The following is a 17144-nucleotide window of genomic DNA, read 5'->3' as shown; positions in this document are numbered from 1 at the left end:
AACTCACCCTTCAGTCAGTGGGGAAACCTGCGGATCCGCTGCGGGCGGGGGCAGGAGCTTGCCGATCTCGTCGGCCAGCACGGCGAGGTGGGGCTGTTGCATCACGGTGTAGTGGTCGCCCGGCACGTCGAGGCGGATCCCATCGGTGACCAGGTCCATCCACGCCTGGGTGGTCTCCACGTCGGCGCCGCCGTCGCGGGCGCGCAGGAAGCAGACCCGACCGGAGTAGGGCTGCGGCTGGTGGTCGAGCAGGGCCCGGAAGTTGCGGGAGAAGCGGTCCGCGATGGCGGTGAGCGTGTCCAGGTCCACCTCGGCCGGCAGGACCTCGCGGCGGCGCGCCTCGGCGTACAACAGGTCCAGCGCCGAGTTGTCCGCCTCGGGGGTGAAGGTGGCCGGGTCGGGTCGCCACACCCGGCCGGTCAGCCCGGCCAGGTCGCGGGCCAGCCAGGACAGCAGCACCGTCTCGTCGACGGCGTCCTCGCGTCGCCGGGGCGGCTCCATGATGTCCACGGCGAGCACCACCTCGACCTCCGCCCCGGTGGCGGTGATCTGGCGGGCCATCTCCAGCGCGATCATGCCGCCCATCGACCAGCCGCCGAGACGGTACGGTCCGGCGGGGAACTCCCGCCGCACCACGTCCACGTAGTGCGCGGCGAGCTCCGCCAGGCTCTGCGGGGCCGGGTCCACGTCGGGCACCTGCAACCCGTAGAACGGCTGCCCCGGTCCCAACCGGTCGGCGAGTGCGGAGTAGCAGAGCACGTCGCCGCCGACCGGGTGGACGAAGAACAACGGGACCGCGTCCCCGCCGGTCCGGATCGGCACCAGGGCCGCCCGACGGTCCGGTGCGGAGGTGTCCCGGACCAGGTCGGCCAGGTGCCGGATCGTCGGCCGGGCGAAGAGTTCCGCAAGCGGCAGCACCCGACCGGTACGCGCCCGGATCCGCGCCATCAGGCGTACCGCGAGCAGCGAGTTGCCGCCCAGGGTGAAGAAGTTCTCGGTGACGCCCACCCGGTCCCGCGCGAAGAACTCGGCCCAGAGGTCGGCGAGTTGCCGCTCCACCTCGTCGCGGGGCAGGGCCGACTCACCCTCGGCGTCGCCGCTGTCCGGCTCCGGCAACGCCGACCGGTCGATCTTGCCGTTGGCACTCATCGGCAACTCGTCCAGGACCGTCAGGTGCTGCGGCACCATGTACTCCGGCAGCATCCGCCGCAGCGCCTGGTCGATCGCCTTGACCGCGATCTCGCCCGGCTCGGCGTGGTCCGGGTCGGCGTGGTCCGGATCGAGCACCACGTAGCCGTGCAGGCGCTTGGCGCCCTGCCGGGCACCGTGCGCGACGACGGCGGCGGAGCGTACCCCCTCGCACTGCGACAGCGCGGCCTCGATCTCCCCCAGTTCGATGCGGTAGCCCTGCACCTTGACCTGGAAGTCCTCCCGGCCGAGGAACTCGATCAGGCCGCCCGGCAGATAACGACCCAGGTCTCCCGTGCGATAGAGGCGCTCGCCGGTGAGGGGGTGGCGGACGAAGGCGGCCCGGGTGCGTTCGTCGTCGTTGAGGTAGCCCTGCGCCAGGCCGACACCGCCGATGTACAGGTCCCCGGTGACCCAGACCGGGCAGGGTTGCAGCGCGTCGTTGAGCACGTGGAACTGCTGGTTGCGCATGGGCAGGCCGTAGGGGACGCTCGCCCAGCGCGGGTCGACCGCGTCGATCGGGTACAGGATGGACCAGATCGCCGCCTCGGTCGCCCCGCCCAGGCTCCAGAGGGCGGCCTGCGGCGCGACCTGACGGAGCCGGTCCGGCAGGGTCACCGGGATCCAGTCCCCGCTCATCATCACCACCCGCAGCGGGATCGGGCGGTCGTCGGTGCGGGTCAGGACGTGTTCGGCGAACATCTCCGCCAGGGCGGGCACGCTGTTCCAGATCGTCACCCGGTGCGTGGTGACCAGTTCCCACCACCGTTCCGGTTCCCGTTGCGCCTCCGGCGGGGGCAGGACGACGGCGCCACCGACACCCAGGAGTCCGAACACGTCATAGACGGAGAGGTCGAAGTTGAGGGCGGAGAGCGCCAGCACCCGGTCCTCGGCGGTCACCCCGAAGCGCTCGTTGACGTCGTCGATCGTGTTCCGCGCGCTGGTGTGGGTGATCATGACGCCCTTGGGCAGGCCCGTCGAGCCGGAGGTGAAGATGACGTACGCGAGGCTGTCGGGGCTGGCCTGGCGGGCACGGGCGGACCGGCGGGTCCGGCCGGCGGGCAGGGTGTCCACGGTGGTGCGGACCACGCCCTCCGGCCACCGGGTCCGCTCCTCGACCCAGGACTGGGTGAGCACCAGCGAGATCGCCGCGCTGTCCAGCAGCAGGCGGAGCCGCTCCGGCGGGACGTGGGCGTCGACCGGCACGTAGGTGGCGCCCGCCTTGAGGACGCCGATCACGGCGACGATCTGCTCCCAGCCCTTCTCCATCACGACGCCGACCAGGGTGCCGGGGCCGGCGGCGTTGTCGGCCAGCCACTGCGCCACCCGGTCGGAGCGGCGGTCGAGGTCCCGGTAGGTCAGGCGACGGTCCGTGGTGATCACCGCCGGCCGGTCCGGGTACCGGGCCGCCGCCTGGAGGAACGGCGCGTGCAGCAGCCCCGCCGGCAGCGGGCCGGTGGTGGCGTTCACCGCGCGCCGGACCGCCAGGTCCGTCTCCGGGGTCAGCACGGGGGCCGGGCGACGCCAGGTCGACTCGTCACGGCACAGGTCGCGCAACGTCCCGACGTACGCGTCGAACATCGCGTCGATCATCCCGGCCGGGAACAGTTCCTCGATCACGTCCCAGTTGACGACCAGCGCACCGGCGTCCTCGACGACCTGGTGGTCCAGCCACACCTGGGGCGTCCGGATGGAACTGGCCACCTCGCGGCCACCGGAGCCGAGGTCGAGCAGGTGCTGGGCCAGCCCGGTGGCCGCCGCGCCGTCGTCCTTGGCGGCGAAGTTCACCGTGCTGGCGAAGACCACGGGCATGGTCGCCCGGGCCGAGCCGCCACCGGCCGCGTTCAGTTCGCGCAGCACCTGCACGCCGCTGAACTGGCTGTGTTCCAGGTCGCTCCAGAGCTGCCGTTGCACCCGCACGGCGCGGGTGCCGAAGTCGTCGGTACGGGTGCTGTCGACCTCCAGCAGCGACGTGGTGCTGAAGTTGCCGAGCATCCGGCTGACGTCCGGGTGCACCGGTGCCCGGTTGAAGAAGAGCACGTTGAGGGTGAACCGGCTGGACTTGCTCCAGGCGGCCAGCACCTGCGCGTACGCGGTGCACAGGGCCGCCGAGGCGGTGACGCCCCGAGCGGTGGCGAACTGCTTGAAGCGCGTCCAGTCGGCCGTGTCCAGGCGTGCCGACCGGTGTGTGAAGACCGGCCGGTCCACCTGGGCCGGGCTCGTGGCCAGCGGCAGCTCCGGTGCCGGGGGCAGGTGTTCCAGCCGCCGCATCCAGTACTCCCGGGCCTCGGTGTGCCGGGGCCCGCCGATCTCCTGCTCGCGGGCCAGCACGTAGTCGCGGAACGTCAGCTCCAGCGGCGGGAGCGACGCGTCGTCGCCCCGGTAGGCGGCGGCCAGTTCGCGGAAGAGCATCGACGTGCTCCAGGCGTCGATGATGAGCGCGTCGAAGCCGAAGTGCAGCCGGGTGCGGTGCGCGTCGACCCGGGTCGCCCGGACGTCGAACAACGGCCAGACCGTGGTGTCGAAGACCTGGGTGGTCATCTCGGCACGGATCTCGTCGAGCCGCTCGTCGCGTCGCCGGTCGCTCTCGGCGCGCAGGTCGACCACCCGGATGCGGTACGGCGGCACCTGCGGCAGGACCCGCTGGTGGCCCTCGGGGCTGACCACCGCCCGCAGCATGTCGTGGCGGTCCACCATCCGGCGCAGTGCCGCGCCGAGGCGGTCGACGTCGAGCTGCTCGATGTCGACCTCCAGGAAGAAGTACGTGGAGGTGTTGCCGAGTTCGAACGCGTCGGAGCGACCGACCAGGTACGCCTGTTGCAGGTCGGTGAGCGGGAACGGTGCGTACCGGTCGGCCGGGGCCGGTCGTACGGTGGTGCTCTCCGGGCGTCCGGCCGGCGCAGGCCGGTCCGTCGACGCGGCACCGCCGAGGCGGGTGTGCGCCGTCTCGGCGAGGCTGACGATGCTGCTGCCGTCCAGGAACGCCACCATCGGCAGCGAGACCCCCAAGGCGGCGGAGAGCCCCTCCTTCACCTCCAGCGCCATGAGCGAGTCCAGGCCGAGGTTCTGCACCGGCTCGTGCCGGTCGAGCCCGTCACCGTCGGCGGCGCCCAGGGCGCGGGCGACGGCGTCGGCGACCAGCTTCTCGACGGTCGACCGGTCCAGCGGGCCGGTGGGCACGGCGGTCGGCGGCGGTGACGCGGCCACCGTCGGTGCGGCGGTCACGACGGCTCGGGGTGCGGGGGCGTCGGTGCGCCTGAGGTTCTCCCGGCCGGCGCGCTTGAGCAGGACACCGTCGGCGGAGACGACCGCCCGCCCCGCGTCGTCGTAGAGACGCACCTCGGCGTGCAGCGTCGCCGGGCCCGCCGTGGGCAGCAGCCGTACGTGGCAGTACAACTCGCCGCCGTACGCGGGCATGCCGTGGAAGCGGAACCGTTCGATGCCGACGAGCAGGTAGGCGGCGTCGGCCTGCCGATCGGCGGGGAGGCAGGCGAACAGGGCCTGGAACATGGCGTCGGTGAGACCCGGGTGCAGCAGATAGTCGTCGGTCTCGTCGGGGTGCCCGGCACGCATCCGGGCCACCGCCTCGCCGTCACGCTGCCAGACGTGGTCCACCCACTGGGCGGACGGGCCCAGATAGAGCTTGCGGTGCCACATCCGCCGATAGAACTCGGCTCCGGTCAGCTCCCCGGCCAGGTCGGCCCGGAGTGCGGCGAGGTCGACCGGGGACTCTGGTGCCGACGGCGGCAGCAGGCCGGCGTGGCCCCGGCTGTGCAGCACCCAGGTCGGGTCCGCGTCGGAGTCCGGGTGGGCGGCGTAGTACCGGTAGCCGAGGTGCCCGGTGGCGTCGGGCTCGACCAGCAGGTGGGCGTCGACGGCACGTCCGTGTTCGAGGACCAGGCTCTGGGTCACCGTGCAGTCGGTCACCTCGATCGGGCCCGGTCCGCGCAGGTGCCGGACCGCGGCCAGGGCGGCTTCCAGGTAGACGCCGATGTTCACCACCGGCAGGCCGTCCATCACGCAGTCGCCGAGGCAGGGGTGGCGTGCGGCGTCGAGACGGGACTCGAACTGGACGACGTCCAGCGGGGACGGCACCCGGCGTCCCAGCAGCGACCGTGATGCGGTGTCCGGGACGGCCGCCGTCGTCTCCCCGGCCCGGTCGGCCGGGACGGTGCGTCCCGGTTCCGCTGCGGGATACCAGTGCCGTTCCCGGCGGAAGACACTGGTCGGCACCGGTACCCGGCGGCGTCCCCGGCCGAGCGTGGTCCAGTCCACCGCGACGCCCCGGGTGTGCAGCGCGCCGAGGCTGTCCAGGATGGTCCGGCAGTCGTCGTGGCCCTTGCGCAGCGAGGGCAGGAACAGCCGGGGCCGGTCGACGACGGAGGCGTCGTCGATCCGCCGCACCATCGCGGCGAGCACGGGCGCGGGGCCGACCTCCAGGAAGACCGTGTGGCCGTCGTCGAGCAGGGTCCGGGCGGCATCGGCGAAGCGCACCGTGCCGCGTACGTGCTCGCGCAGGTAGCGGGCCGAGAACCCGTCGGCGCCGTGGTAGGTGCCGGTGACGTTGGAGAGCACCGGGATCCGTGGCGGGTGGTACGTCAGCGTGCCCGCCTCGCGCTCGAACTCGGCGAGCACCGGGTCCATCAGCGGCGAGTGGAAGCCACGGGTGGTGGTCAGCCGCTTGCTGCGGATCCCCTGCGACTCCAGCGTGTCGAGCAGGGTCGCCAGCGCCGCCGGCTCGCCGGAGACGACCACGTCGGCGGGGCCGTTGACCGCGGCGACCGACAGCCGCCCGGCGTACGGCGCGAGTGCCGGTTCGAGCCGGGCCGGCGGAGCCGACACGTTCGCCATCGCCCCGGCGGCGGTGGTGTGCATCAGCTGGCCGCGTCGGGTGGCCAGCCGGAGTCCGTCGGCCAGGTCGAAGACTCCGGCGAGGCACGCCGCGACCAGTTCGCCGACGCTGTGCCCGAGCAGCGCCGCCGGCACGATCCCCCAGGAGCGCCAGAGTGCGGCCAGGGCGTATTCGACCGCGAACAGCGCCGGTTGGGTGTTGCGGGTGTCGTGCAGCGGCACGGCGTCCGGCGCGACGGGTGTGGGTCCGGCGGCGGCGAGCAGCGTGTGCAGCGGCGTGTCCAGCAGCGGTCGAAGCAGTTCCGCGCACTCGTCGATGACCTGCCGGAACACCGGTTCGGTCCGGTACAGCAGGTCGGCCATGCCCGGGTACTGGGCGCCCTGGCCGGTGAGCAGGAACACCACGCCGGGTGTGGCGTGCGGCCGGGCGTGGTCGCGGCGCAGTCCGGGCGCGGTCCTCCCGGCCCGCGCCGCCCGGAGCTGGTCACGCAGGTGGGCGGCGTCGGTGCCGACGGCGGTCAGCCGGTACGGCAGGTGGGCGCGGCCGGTGGCCGCCGAGTGACAGACGTCCGCCACCGCTCCGGCACCGGCCGGCTCGGCCAGCAGTGCCTCGTAGCGGCCGGCGAGTTCGTCGAGGGCCTGCGGGGAACGGGCGGAGATCGGGAGAAGGTGGGCGGTCCGGGGGGACTCGTCGGGCGCGGCCACCGGTTCCGGTGGTCCCTCGGCGACGATCAGGTGGGCGTTGGTGCCGCTGGCACCGAAGGAACTGAGCCCGGCGATGCGGGGGCGGTCGCCGCTGCGCCAGTCCCGGGCGGTGGTGGGGATCTCCAGCGCCATCTCGTCGAGACCGATGTCGGGGTTGACCGTACGCAGGTGCAGGTGCGCCGGGATCCGTTGGTGGCGCAGGCTGAGCACGACCTTGATCAGACCGGCGATACCGGCGGCCGGTTCGAGGTGACCGATGTTGGTTTTCACGGAACCCACCAGCAGGGGCTCGGCCGGGTCCCGCCGGCCGAGGACCGCGTCGGCGGCACGTAACTCGATCGGGTCGCCCAGCGGTGTGCCGGTGCCGTGCGCCTCCAGGTAGCCGACCTCCTCGGGGCGTACCGAGGCGGCCCGCAACGCAGCGCGGATCACCTCCTGCTGGGCGCTGCCGTTGGGTACGGTGATGCCGCCGCTGCGGCCGTCCTGGTTGACCGCCGAGCCCCGGATGACGGCCAGGACCCGGTCGCCCTGGGCGAGCGCGTCGGAGAGTCGCTTGAGCACCACCACCCCGCAGCCCTCGCTGCGGACGTAGCCGTCGGCTGCGGCGTCGAAGGTCTTGCACCGACCGTCGGGGGCCAGCATCCGGGCCCGCGAGGCGACGACCGACCACTCGGGGGCGAGCAGCACGTTGACGCCGCCGGCCAACGCCATCGAGGTCTCCCCCGACCGTAGGCTCTGGCAGGCGAGGTGGACGGCCACCAGGGACGACGAACAGGCGGTGTCGACGGAGAGGCTGGGCCCGGTCAGCCCGAGCCAGTACGACAGTCGGCCGGCGGCGAAGGTCGAGGCGTTGCTCGTCAGCGCGTACGCCTCCAGCGTCGCCGCGTCGACCTCGCGCATCTGGCGTTGGCAGTAGTCGTACGTGGTGACCCCGAACCAGACGCCGGTGGCCGAGCCGGCCAGCCCGTCGGGTGCCTGACCGGAGTCCTCGACGGCCTCCCAGCCGACTTCGAGCAGCAGCCGTTGCTGCGGGTCGAGCCAGGCCGCCTCGCGTTGGGAGATGCCGAAGAAGGCGGCGTCGAACTGGTCGATGTCGTCGAGGAAGCCGCCCCGCCGGGTGTACATCGTGCCGGGCGTCTCCGGTGACGGGTCGTAGTAGCGGTCCACGTCCCACCGGGAGGCGGGAACCTCGGTGATCGCGTCCTCGCCCCGGTCGAGCAGGTGCCAGAACTGGTCGGGGGTGCGGACGCCGCCGGGCATCCGGCAGGCCATCCCGACGATGGCGACGGGTTCGGTCGCCGCCGCGCGGGTCGCGTCGAGTTCGTCGCGCAGACGGCGGATCTCGCGCAGGCTCTCCACCAGGATCGCCTGGCGGTCCTTGGGGCCGGTCATCGGATCTCCCCGGTGCCGGTGGACGCGTTCAGTTCCTCGGCCAACATGTCGAGCAGTTCCTCCTCGGACAGTTCCTCGACGTGTTCCACCACCCGGTGCGGTGCCACCGGCGGCGCTACGTCGAGGTCCGGTGGCGCGTCGTCGCCGGCCCCGGCGACCAGGGCGGTCAGGTGCGCGGTGAGCGCTGCCACGGTCGGGTGTTCGAACATGACGGTGGCGGGGAGCCGGTGGTCCAGTGCGGCGCCGAGCCGGGCACGGATCCGGGCGGCGAGCATGGAGTCCATGCCGAGCTGCACGAAGCCGTCGTGCGGCTCGATCCGCGAGGCGTCCATCCGCAGGATGTCGCAGACCACGTCGAGGACGAGCCGACGGAGATCGTCGGCGGTTCGGGCGGTCGGCCCGGTCGTCGGGTCCGGCGAGGTATCGGTCACCTCCGGTGTGCGCGGCTCCGGTGTGGTCGGCTCGGATGCGGTGGCCGTCGGCCGGGGCCGCGTACGCGGACGGTCGGTCTGGTCGAACCAGAGCCGCTCGTGCTGCCAGGTGTATCCGGGTAGCGGCACCATCGGCACCGGGTCGGGGGCCCGGCGGCGCAGGGCGTCGGACAGTCCGTTGGCGTGCAGGGCACCGAGCACGGTGGCCAGCCCGTACGTCTCCGGTTCGTCGCGTCGCAGCGACGCCAGTGCCAGGCCGTCGCGGTCCGCACGGTCGAAGCCCTCCTCCACCGCGCCGGTGAGGATCGGGTGTGGACTGAGCTCGACGAAGACACCATGGTCCTCGGCGACCAGCGCCTGGACCGCCGGCCAGAACATCACCGGCGCCCGCAGGTTGCGCACCCAGTAGTCCGGGTCGAAGCCGGAGCCGTCGCACCACTGGCGGGTGACGGTGGAGAAGACGGGCACCGTGCCGGCGCGGGGACGGATCCCGGCCAACTCGGTGAGCAGGTCGTCGGTGAGGGCGTCGACCTGCGGGCTGTGCGAGGCGACGTCGACGCGTACCGGCCGGCTGAAGACGTTGTCGGCCCGCAGCCGGTCGGCGATGCGGGCCAGGGTCACCGGGTCACCGGAGAGCACCGTCGAGGTCGGGCTGTTGCAGACCGCCACCGACACCAGGTGCTCGTGCCCGGTCACCAGCTCCTCGGCGGCGGCCGTGGGCAGCGCCGCCAGCAGCATCTCGCCCTGCCCGGCGATCCGCAGCAACAACGCGCTGCGCCGGCAGACGATGCGCGCGGCGTCGTCCAGACCCAACGCCCCGGCCAGGTACGCCGCGGCGATCTCGCCCATGCTGTGCCCGACCACGGCGTCCGGTTCGACACCGGCGGCGCGGTAGCGGGCGGCCAGACCGACCGCCATCGCGAACAGGGCCGGTTGGATGACGTCGATACCGGTCAGTTCGGTGCCCTCGGGCAGGCCGTGCACCGCGTCGAGGATGCTGCGGCCGAGCACCCGACGGAACGCCTCGTCGCACTCGGTCACGGCGGCGCGGAAGTGCGGGCAGTGGCGCATCAGCTCCGCGCCCATGCCGGCGCGCTGTCCACCCTGGCCCGGCACCACGAAGACGACCTTGCGTCCGGCCCGGTTGCGGGCCCGGCCACGACTGACGCCGGACGCCTCGCCGGTGTCGAGCCACTCGGTGAGCCGTCGGGCCGCCTCCTCGTGGGTGGCGGCGACCACGGTGAGTCGGTGGTCGTGCTGGGTCCGGCGGACCACGGTGGCGTACGCGATCTCGGCCAGCGGTCGGGCCAGCGCCTCGGGGCTGCGCAGATGTGTGACGTAGGCCCGCGCCATCGCGGTCAACGCCTCGGGTGCCGCCGCGGTGAGGGACAGCACGACGGGCTCGCCGTCGGACTCGTCGACGACGACCGGGGTACGCGGCTCGGGCGCCGGCCCGAGCACCACGTGGGCGTTGGTGCCGCCGGCCCCGAACGAGCTGACCGCGCCGTAGCGGCGGTCGGTGGGCACCTCCCAGCTCTGCGCGGTGCGCGGAATGAACAGCCGCGTGTCGTCGAGGTCGAGATGGGGGTTGAGTCTCTCCAGGTGCAGCAGCGGCGGGATCGCGCGGTGCCGGATGCTGAGCGCCACCTTGATCATGCCGACGATGCCCGCGCCGGCCTCCAGGTGACCGAGGTTGGTCTTGGCGGAGCCGAGCGCACACCGGTCCGTCGCGTCGGTGGCCGCGCCGTAGACCTCCCCGAGCGCCTCGACCTCGATCGGGTCGCCGAGTTCGGTGCCGGTGCCGTGTGCCTCCAGGAGGGTGACCTGCCCGGCGTTGACCTGGGCGTTGCGCAGTGCCGTGGTGATGACCGCGCGCTGGGCGTGTCCGCTGGGCGCGGTGAGGCCGTTGGTGAGGCCGTCCTGGTTGACCGCCGAGCCGGCGATCACCGCCCAGATCCGGTCCCCGGCGGCGACCGCGTCGGAGAGGCGCTTGAGCACCACCACGGCGACGCCTTCGCCCCGGCCGTACCCGTCGGCGCGGGCGTCGAAGGTCTTGCACCGGCCGTCCGGCGCCAACGGCAGCCCTCGGGCGTGTGCCTCGGTCAGGGTCGGCGAGAGGATGACGTTCATGCCGCCGACCACGGCGGTGTCGCATTCCCGCGTCCGCAGGCTCTGACCGGCCAGGTGCACGGCGACCAGCGAGGACGAGCAGGCGGTGTCCAGGGTCAGGCTCGGTCCGCGCAGGTCCAGCAGGTACGACAGCCGGTTGGCGATGATGCAGCCGACACCGCCGACCACCGTGTACGTGTCGACGTCGGCCGGGTCGGCGAGCTGCAACTGGAGGTAGTCGGTGGCGTTGGCGCCGACGAACACTCCGGTGGCGCTGCCCCGGAGCTGGTCGCGGGTGAGGCCGGCGTTCTCCAGCGCCTCCCAGGAGGTCTCCAGGAACAGTCGCTGCTGGGGGTCCATCCGGGCCGCCTCGCGCGGGGAGATGCCGAAGAAGTACGGGTCGAAGTCCGCCACCCCGTCGATGAATCCGCCCTGGCGGAACACGTCCCCGGGCGGCGCGTCCTCGGTGTGCCACCGGTCGCGCGGCACCTCCACGATGCCGTCGACACCGTCGATCAGCGCCTGCCAGAACGTCTCCGCCGAGGTGACGCCGCCGGGCAGCCGGCACCCGATGCCGACGATCGCGAGTGGTTCGCGGGCGGAGCGTTCGAGCGCGTCGACCTTCTGCCGGAGTTGCCGGACGGCGGAGAGGGCCGCGGTCAGCGTGGCCTGTGGTCCTGGTGTGGCCGGGTCTCCCGGACGAGATCCGTCGGCCATGTCAGATCATCTCCATCCGTCGGTTGAGCTCGGCGAGTTCCGCCGCCAGCTCCGCTTCGAGGCTGTCCAGCGACTCGTCCGCAGGCGTCGGTGTCGCCGTCGGCGCGGGCTCGGGTCGGCGTGCCGCCGCCGGTTGCCGGGCGTCTTCCGGTTGGCCGAGTCGGTCGGCCAGATGGCGGGTGATCTGGTCGATGGTCGGGTGGTTGTAGATCAACGTCGCCGACAGGCGCAGGCCGGTGAGCCGTTCCAGCCGGTGCCGCAGTTCCAGCGCCATCACCGAGTCGACGCCCATGCTGCGCAGCGGCGTACCCTCGTCGAGGCGGTGTTCCGGCAGGCGGACGACCTCGGCGACGTGGGTCAGCACCGCTGCGGCCAGCAGCGCGCGACGCTGCTGCGGGTCGGTGACCTCGGCCAGGGTCGGCCCGGTGGCGAGCTGCGTCGGGGTGGTGTCGTCCGGGGACGCCTCGACGGGCAGGCCACGGGTCCGCACCAGACCGAGCCCGCGCAGATCGACCAACAGTTCCCCGTCGGAGCCGAACAGGCGTACGTCCGCGACCGGGTACCGCTCGTCGGACACCGGCCGGTGCACCGCGTGCGCCCACGCTGAGGTGCCCGGGGCCCGGTGCACGACCACGCGTTCGGCGCCGGTGCTCAGGTACGCGGTGTCCGGCGTCGCCGTGGCCAGCAGCGGCGCGAGTGCGGACTGCAGGGCGGCGTCCAGCACGGCGGGATGCACGCGGGTGTCCGGCAGCGCGGCCGTGGTGGGCGACCCGATGCGTGCCAGCGCCTCGACATCGTTGTGGCGGATCTCCAGGATTCCCTGGTAGGCGGGGCCGAAGCGCAGTCCCCGGGTGGCGAGGTCGGCATAGAAGGCGGCCCCCTCGACCAGGGTGGGCGTACGGGCGGCCACGGCGGCCGGGTCCACCGGTGGTGGTGGGTCCCCGGTGGCGGCGGTGAGCAGGACACGCATCACCGGCGTCGGTCCGTCGTCGCTGACGCCGAAGACCTGGAGCTGTGCCGGACGGGTGGTGGCGTCGAGGGTGACCTGCACCCGGCGGCTGCCCCGGTCAGGGATGGCCAGCGCCTGGCTGAACACCAGGTCGGACAGGACCGACGGGGCGCAGGGCAGGGTCTCGGCGGCGGCGCGCAGGGCGACGTCCACATAGAGCGCGCCGGGGACGACGACCTGGCCGCCGATCCGGTGGTCCCCGATGGCGGCGGTGTCGGCGTCGTACCGCATCTGCCAGTAGTGGTGCCCGGGGACGATCGGTGAGTCCAGGCGGTCGGCGAGCACGGCCGTGGCGGCTCCGGTCGGCGCGGCGACGGGCGGGGGCGTGTCGCCGCCGTCGAAGCCGGCCATGCCCTCCGGCCAGTACCGCTCCCGCTGCCAGGGGTAGGGCGGCAGCGTGACCCGAGCGTCGCCGGGGGTGAGTGCCCGGTCGAGCGCGACCGAAACACCGGCCACGTGCAGGGCGCCGAGGGTGGACAGCAGGGTGTCCCGTTCCGGTTCGTGCCGACGCATGCTGGCCAGGACGGTGACGGTGCCGTCGGAGGCGGCGGCCACCTGTTCGACCGCCGGCAGCAGGATGGGGTGTGGGCTGGCCTCCACGAACACGCCGGCACCGTCGGCCAGCAGTCGGGCGATCTGGTCGCCGAAGAGCACCGGTTCGCGCAGGTTGTCGACCCAGTAGTCGGGCAAGAGGTCGGTGCCGTGCACGACCGTGCCGGTGACCGTGGAGTACAGCGGGAGGCGGGCGGCATGGTGGGTGAGCCCGTCGAGCGCGGCCAGCAGGTCGTCGCGGAGCACGTCCATCTGCGGGCTGTGCGAGGCGACGTCGACGTTGACCCACCGGCAGAACACGGCGGCGCGTTCCAGCGTCTCGGCGATGCCGGTGAGGGCCGCCACGTCACCGGAGAGCACGGTGGAGCGGGGGCTGTTGTTCACCCCGATGGACACCACCGCCTCGTGTCCGCTGATCGCCTCCCGGGCCTCGTCGACGGTCAGTTCCACGGCGAGCATCGCGCCCTGGCCGCTGAGCCGGCGCATCAGCCGGCTGCGTCGGCAGATGATCTGCGCGGCGTCGTCCAGGCTGAGGATGCCGGCGACGTGTGCGGCGGCGACCTCGCCCATGCTGTGGCCGACGACGGCGTCGGGGGTCACTCCCCAGGCACGCCACTGTGCCGCGAGCGCGACCTGCACCGAGAAGAGCAGGGGCTGCACCACGTCGATCGGGCCGAAACTCGCGGCGTCGGGCGGCTGGCGCAGCAGGTCGCGGACCGACCGGCCGAGGTGCGGGCGGCAGGCGGCGTCGCAGGCGCGGATCGCGGCGTCGAACGCCTCCGCGCGGCCCAGCAGACCCTGCCCCATACCCACCCACTGGGAGCCCTGACCGGGGAAGACGAACACGGTACGCGGCGGCGCGTCGACCGCCCGGTCGCTCACGGCGAGGCCGACGACGCGTTCACCGGCGGCGAACCGGCCCAGGTGCTCGGCGAGTTCGGGCACCTGGTGGGCGACCACCGCGAGCCGGTGCGACTGTCCGGAACGGCGGAGCGCGGCGGCGGCCAGGTCGGCCATGGAGGGTGGGTGTTCCGCCGGGGTGCCGATCCCGGCGGCGACCTGCCGGGCCAGGTCGCGCAGCGCCTGCGGGTGCTGCGCGGAGAGGGTGACCAGTTCGGCGGTGTCCTCGTGGTGGGCGGGCGGGCGGACGTCGAGGCCGAGGGCGCGGCACTCGGCCAGCGTCTCCGCCAGGCCGTGGTCGTCGTCGCGGCGCAGGGTGGGCAGCACCTGCGCGGGCCGGTCGACGTTCTCGACGCTCTGCCGCAGCGCGGGCAGCAGCACCGGAGCGGCACTGATCTCCAGGAACAGGTCGTGGCCGTCGTCGAGGAGGAACCGGACGGCGTCGGCGAGCAGCACCGGCTGGCGCAGGTTCCGGACGAAGTAGTCGGCGCCGGCCTGCCGCCAGTCGAGCGGGCGGCCGGTCACCGTCGAGATCATCGGTAGGCGTCCGGGGCGCGGGGTGAGCCCGGCCAACGCGGTCCGCAGGTCGTCGCTGACCAGGTCGATCGCCGGCCCGTGCGCAGCCAGGTCGACCCGGATCAACGAGCAGAGCACCCCGTCGGCCTTCCACTGCGCGACGAGCGTCCGCAGCGTCTCCCGGTCACCGGTGAGGGCGGTGGAGCGGGGTCCGTTCTCGGCGGCGACCACGGCGGCGAGGCCGCGCTCGGTGAGCAGGGCGGTCACCTCGGCGGCGGAGAGTTCGACCAGTGCCATGCCGCCGCCGGTGCCGGCCACCCGCCGCTGCTGGTCGCTGTAGTGGTGGATGAGGTGCACCGCGGCGGTGAGGTCGAGGATGCCGGCGATGACCGCGGCGGCCACCTCGCCGAGACTGTGTCCGACGACCGCGTCCGGCCGTATCCCCCGGTCCTCCAGCCAGGCGGCCAGGCCGACCTGGACGGCGAACAGCAGTGGCTGCATGACGCCCACGTCCTCGGCGTCCTCGCGGCCCCGGTCCCGGAACATCTCCTCGACCAGGGATATGCCGGTCAGCCGGTGGAACTCGTGGTCGCACCGCCGCACCACGGCACGGAAGACCGGTTCCGTCCGGTAGAGGTCGCGGCCCATGCCCGTCCACTGCTGACCGTACGGGGAGCAGACGAAAGCGACCCGGGGACGGGTGCCCTCGGGTCGGGTTCTCTCGACGGGCGGCACCGTCATCCGGGCGGGTTCTGTCCAGCCCTCCAGCACGAGGTGCACGTTGGTGCCGCCCCAACCGAACGCGCTCACGCCGGCCAGCGGCGGCTGCTGCGCCGGCCACGGCTCCACCTCGGTGGGTACGCGCAGCCGCAGGTCGTCGAAGGCGATGTGCGGGTTGGGCCGGTCGAAGTGCAGGTTCGGCGGGATCGCCCGGTGCCGCAGCACCAGGACGGCCTTGAGCAGGCCGGCGACGCCCGCCGCGCCTTCCAGGTGCCCGATGTTGGTCTTGACCGAGCCGATGACCAGGTTCTGCTGCGGTGGCCGGTCGGCGCAGAGCACCGCGCTGAGGGCGCCGGCCTCGATCGGGTCGCCGAGCATGGTGCCGGTGCCGTGCGTCTCGACGTAGTGCACCTCGCCCGGGTCGACGCCCGCCCGCCGGTACGCCTCGCGCAGCACCTCCTCCTGCGCGACGGGGTTCGGTGCGGTGAGGCCGTTGCTGCGGCCGTCGTTGTTGGTCGCGGAGCCCCGGATCGTGCAGTAGATGTCGTCGCCGTCGGCCAGCGCCAGGCGCAGGGGCCTGAGCACCAGCGCGACGGCGCCCTCCCCTCGGCCGAAGCCGTCCGCGTCGGCGGAGAACGCCTTGCACCGGCCGTCGGGCGCCAGCCCGCCGAAGCGGGTCAGCGCCACCATGGACGTGGGGTCGAGCAGCAGGTTGACCCCACCGGCGATGGCCGTCGTGGACTCTCCCGCCCAGATGCTCTGGCAGGCCAGGTGCACGGCGAGCAACGACGATGAGCAGGCGCTGTCGACCACGACGCTGGGTCCGCGCAGCCCGAGGGCGTACGACAGCCGGTTGGCCACCATGTTGAGCGCACGTCCGGTCGCCGAGTGCGAGGTCAGCCGGGACGCGGCACGCTGGGCCAGGTCGGCGAAGTCGTGCCAGATGGCGCCGACGAAGACGCCCGTACGGCTACCGTCGAGTCGCCCGTCGGCCAGGCCGGCGTCCTCCATCGACTCCCACGCGACCTCCAGGAAGAGTCGCTGCTGGGGGTCCATCTCCTGGGCCTCGCGGGGCGAGATGCCGAAGAACAGTGGATCGAAGCCGTCGATGCGGCCGGGGAGGAACCCAGCCTGCGCGGTGACGGCCGTCGCCGGGTCGGCCGGTCCCCCACCGACCGGCGACTCCGGGTTCCACCGGTCCGGCGGCACCTGACGCACCGCGTCCGACCCGTCGAGCAGGGCACGCCAGAACTGGGCGGGTCCGTCACCGGCCGGTAGCCGGCAGGAGAGGCCGACGACGGCGATCGGGTCGTTGATGGTCGTCGGCGCGGCGGCGGGCGCCGCGATTCCGGTGACAAGGGCGCCGTCGAGCACGCCCTCCAGCAGGCCGGTCGTCAGGCTGCGGACGGTCGGTCTGGCGAACAGCAGCGTCACCGGCACCGGTCGGCCGAGCAGGTCGGCCAGAGCCTTCACGAGATGCGTCGCCCGCAGCGAGTCCAGCCCGTAGCTGGAGAATTTGTCGTCCTGCCTGATGGTGGCGGGATCACGACCTACGAGGCGGCCGATTTCCGCGAGGAGCCAGTCGGCCAATTCGTCGTAGCGCATCGGCGCAGAGGAATTCCTGTCTTCCGCCGTCAATTCTTACCCCCGTCGGGCAAAGCGGTTAACCGAGCTCTTGACTCATGAACATCAGCCAGCGCAACGCACGTTACAAGCTGCGTTTAAGGGATGTCAAGGAGCTTGACATAACCATCCGATTCGCGCTTTATGAGGGGATATTTCTGCCCGCCACCCACAAGGAATAGCCGCTTTGTCCGGAATAATGTTACAGGTGCCGCCGAACGGGTTCTTCTGCCGTTAACGCAAATATCCATCTTCCCGACATAGCCCGTGAAATTCTGGCGGTCCGCATTTCGCCTTGTCAGGGGAGGGCCGGGCCGGCGTCCGAGCGCGATGTACGACGACTTCCACACAAAACAACGGCACAGTGATTTACGCGCTTGACCGCGATGTAAACGATTGATAGAAGGGCCGGTCGACGCGGTCGGCAACCC

At 72.7% G+C, this 17144-nt stretch carries 3 protein-coding genes; all 3 read right to left on the bottom strand.

Annotated features, from left to right (window positions below; all coding sequences use genetic code 11):
* Positions 1–3 precede the first annotated feature (3 nt).
* From HUT12_RS14510 to HUT12_RS14500, 3 genes are read right to left on the bottom strand one after another with little or no spacing between them, the layout of a single operon-like run.
* Positions 4–8136: a non-ribosomal peptide synthetase/type I polyketide synthase gene (locus tag HUT12_RS14510; RefSeq protein ID WP_131052236.1), complete on the bottom strand. Its 8133-nt coding sequence runs from the start codon at positions 8134–8136 to the stop codon at positions 4–6.
* Positions 8133–11393: a type I polyketide synthase gene (locus HUT12_RS14505; RefSeq protein WP_131052235.1), complete on the bottom strand. Its 3261-nt coding sequence runs from the start codon at positions 11391–11393 to the stop codon at positions 8133–8135. The genes HUT12_RS14510 and HUT12_RS14505 overlap by 4 nt, the downstream gene beginning before the upstream one ends.
* A gap of 1 nt (position 11394) precedes the next feature.
* On the bottom strand, positions 11395–16695 hold the full coding sequence (locus HUT12_RS14500; protein WP_176093714.1) for a type I polyketide synthase: 5301 nt from the start codon (positions 16693–16695) through the stop codon (positions 11395–11397).
* Positions 16696–17144 lie beyond the last annotated feature (449 nt).

Source organism: Verrucosispora sp. NA02020, from assembly GCF_013364215.1.
In the GTDB taxonomy this organism is placed as follows: domain Bacteria; phylum Actinomycetota; class Actinomycetes; order Mycobacteriales; family Micromonosporaceae; genus Micromonospora.
Note: the sequence above shows the minus strand (reverse complement) of the source record. Positions and strands in the feature narration are given on the sequence as shown.

What these genes read in the sequence shown, in the direction of transcription:
- HUT12_RS14500 (WP_176093714.1), bottom strand. Translation starts at nt 16,695, where the DNA reads ATGCGCTACGACGAATTGGCCGACTGGCTCCTCGCGGAAATCGGCCGC.
- HUT12_RS14510 (WP_131052236.1), bottom strand. Translation starts at nt 8,136, where the DNA reads ATGACCGGCCCCAAGGACCGCCAGGCGATCCTGGTGGAGAGCCTGCGC.
- HUT12_RS14505 (WP_131052235.1), bottom strand. Translation starts at nt 11,393, where the DNA reads ATGGCCGACGGATCTCGTCCGGGAGACCCGGCCACACCAGGACCACAG.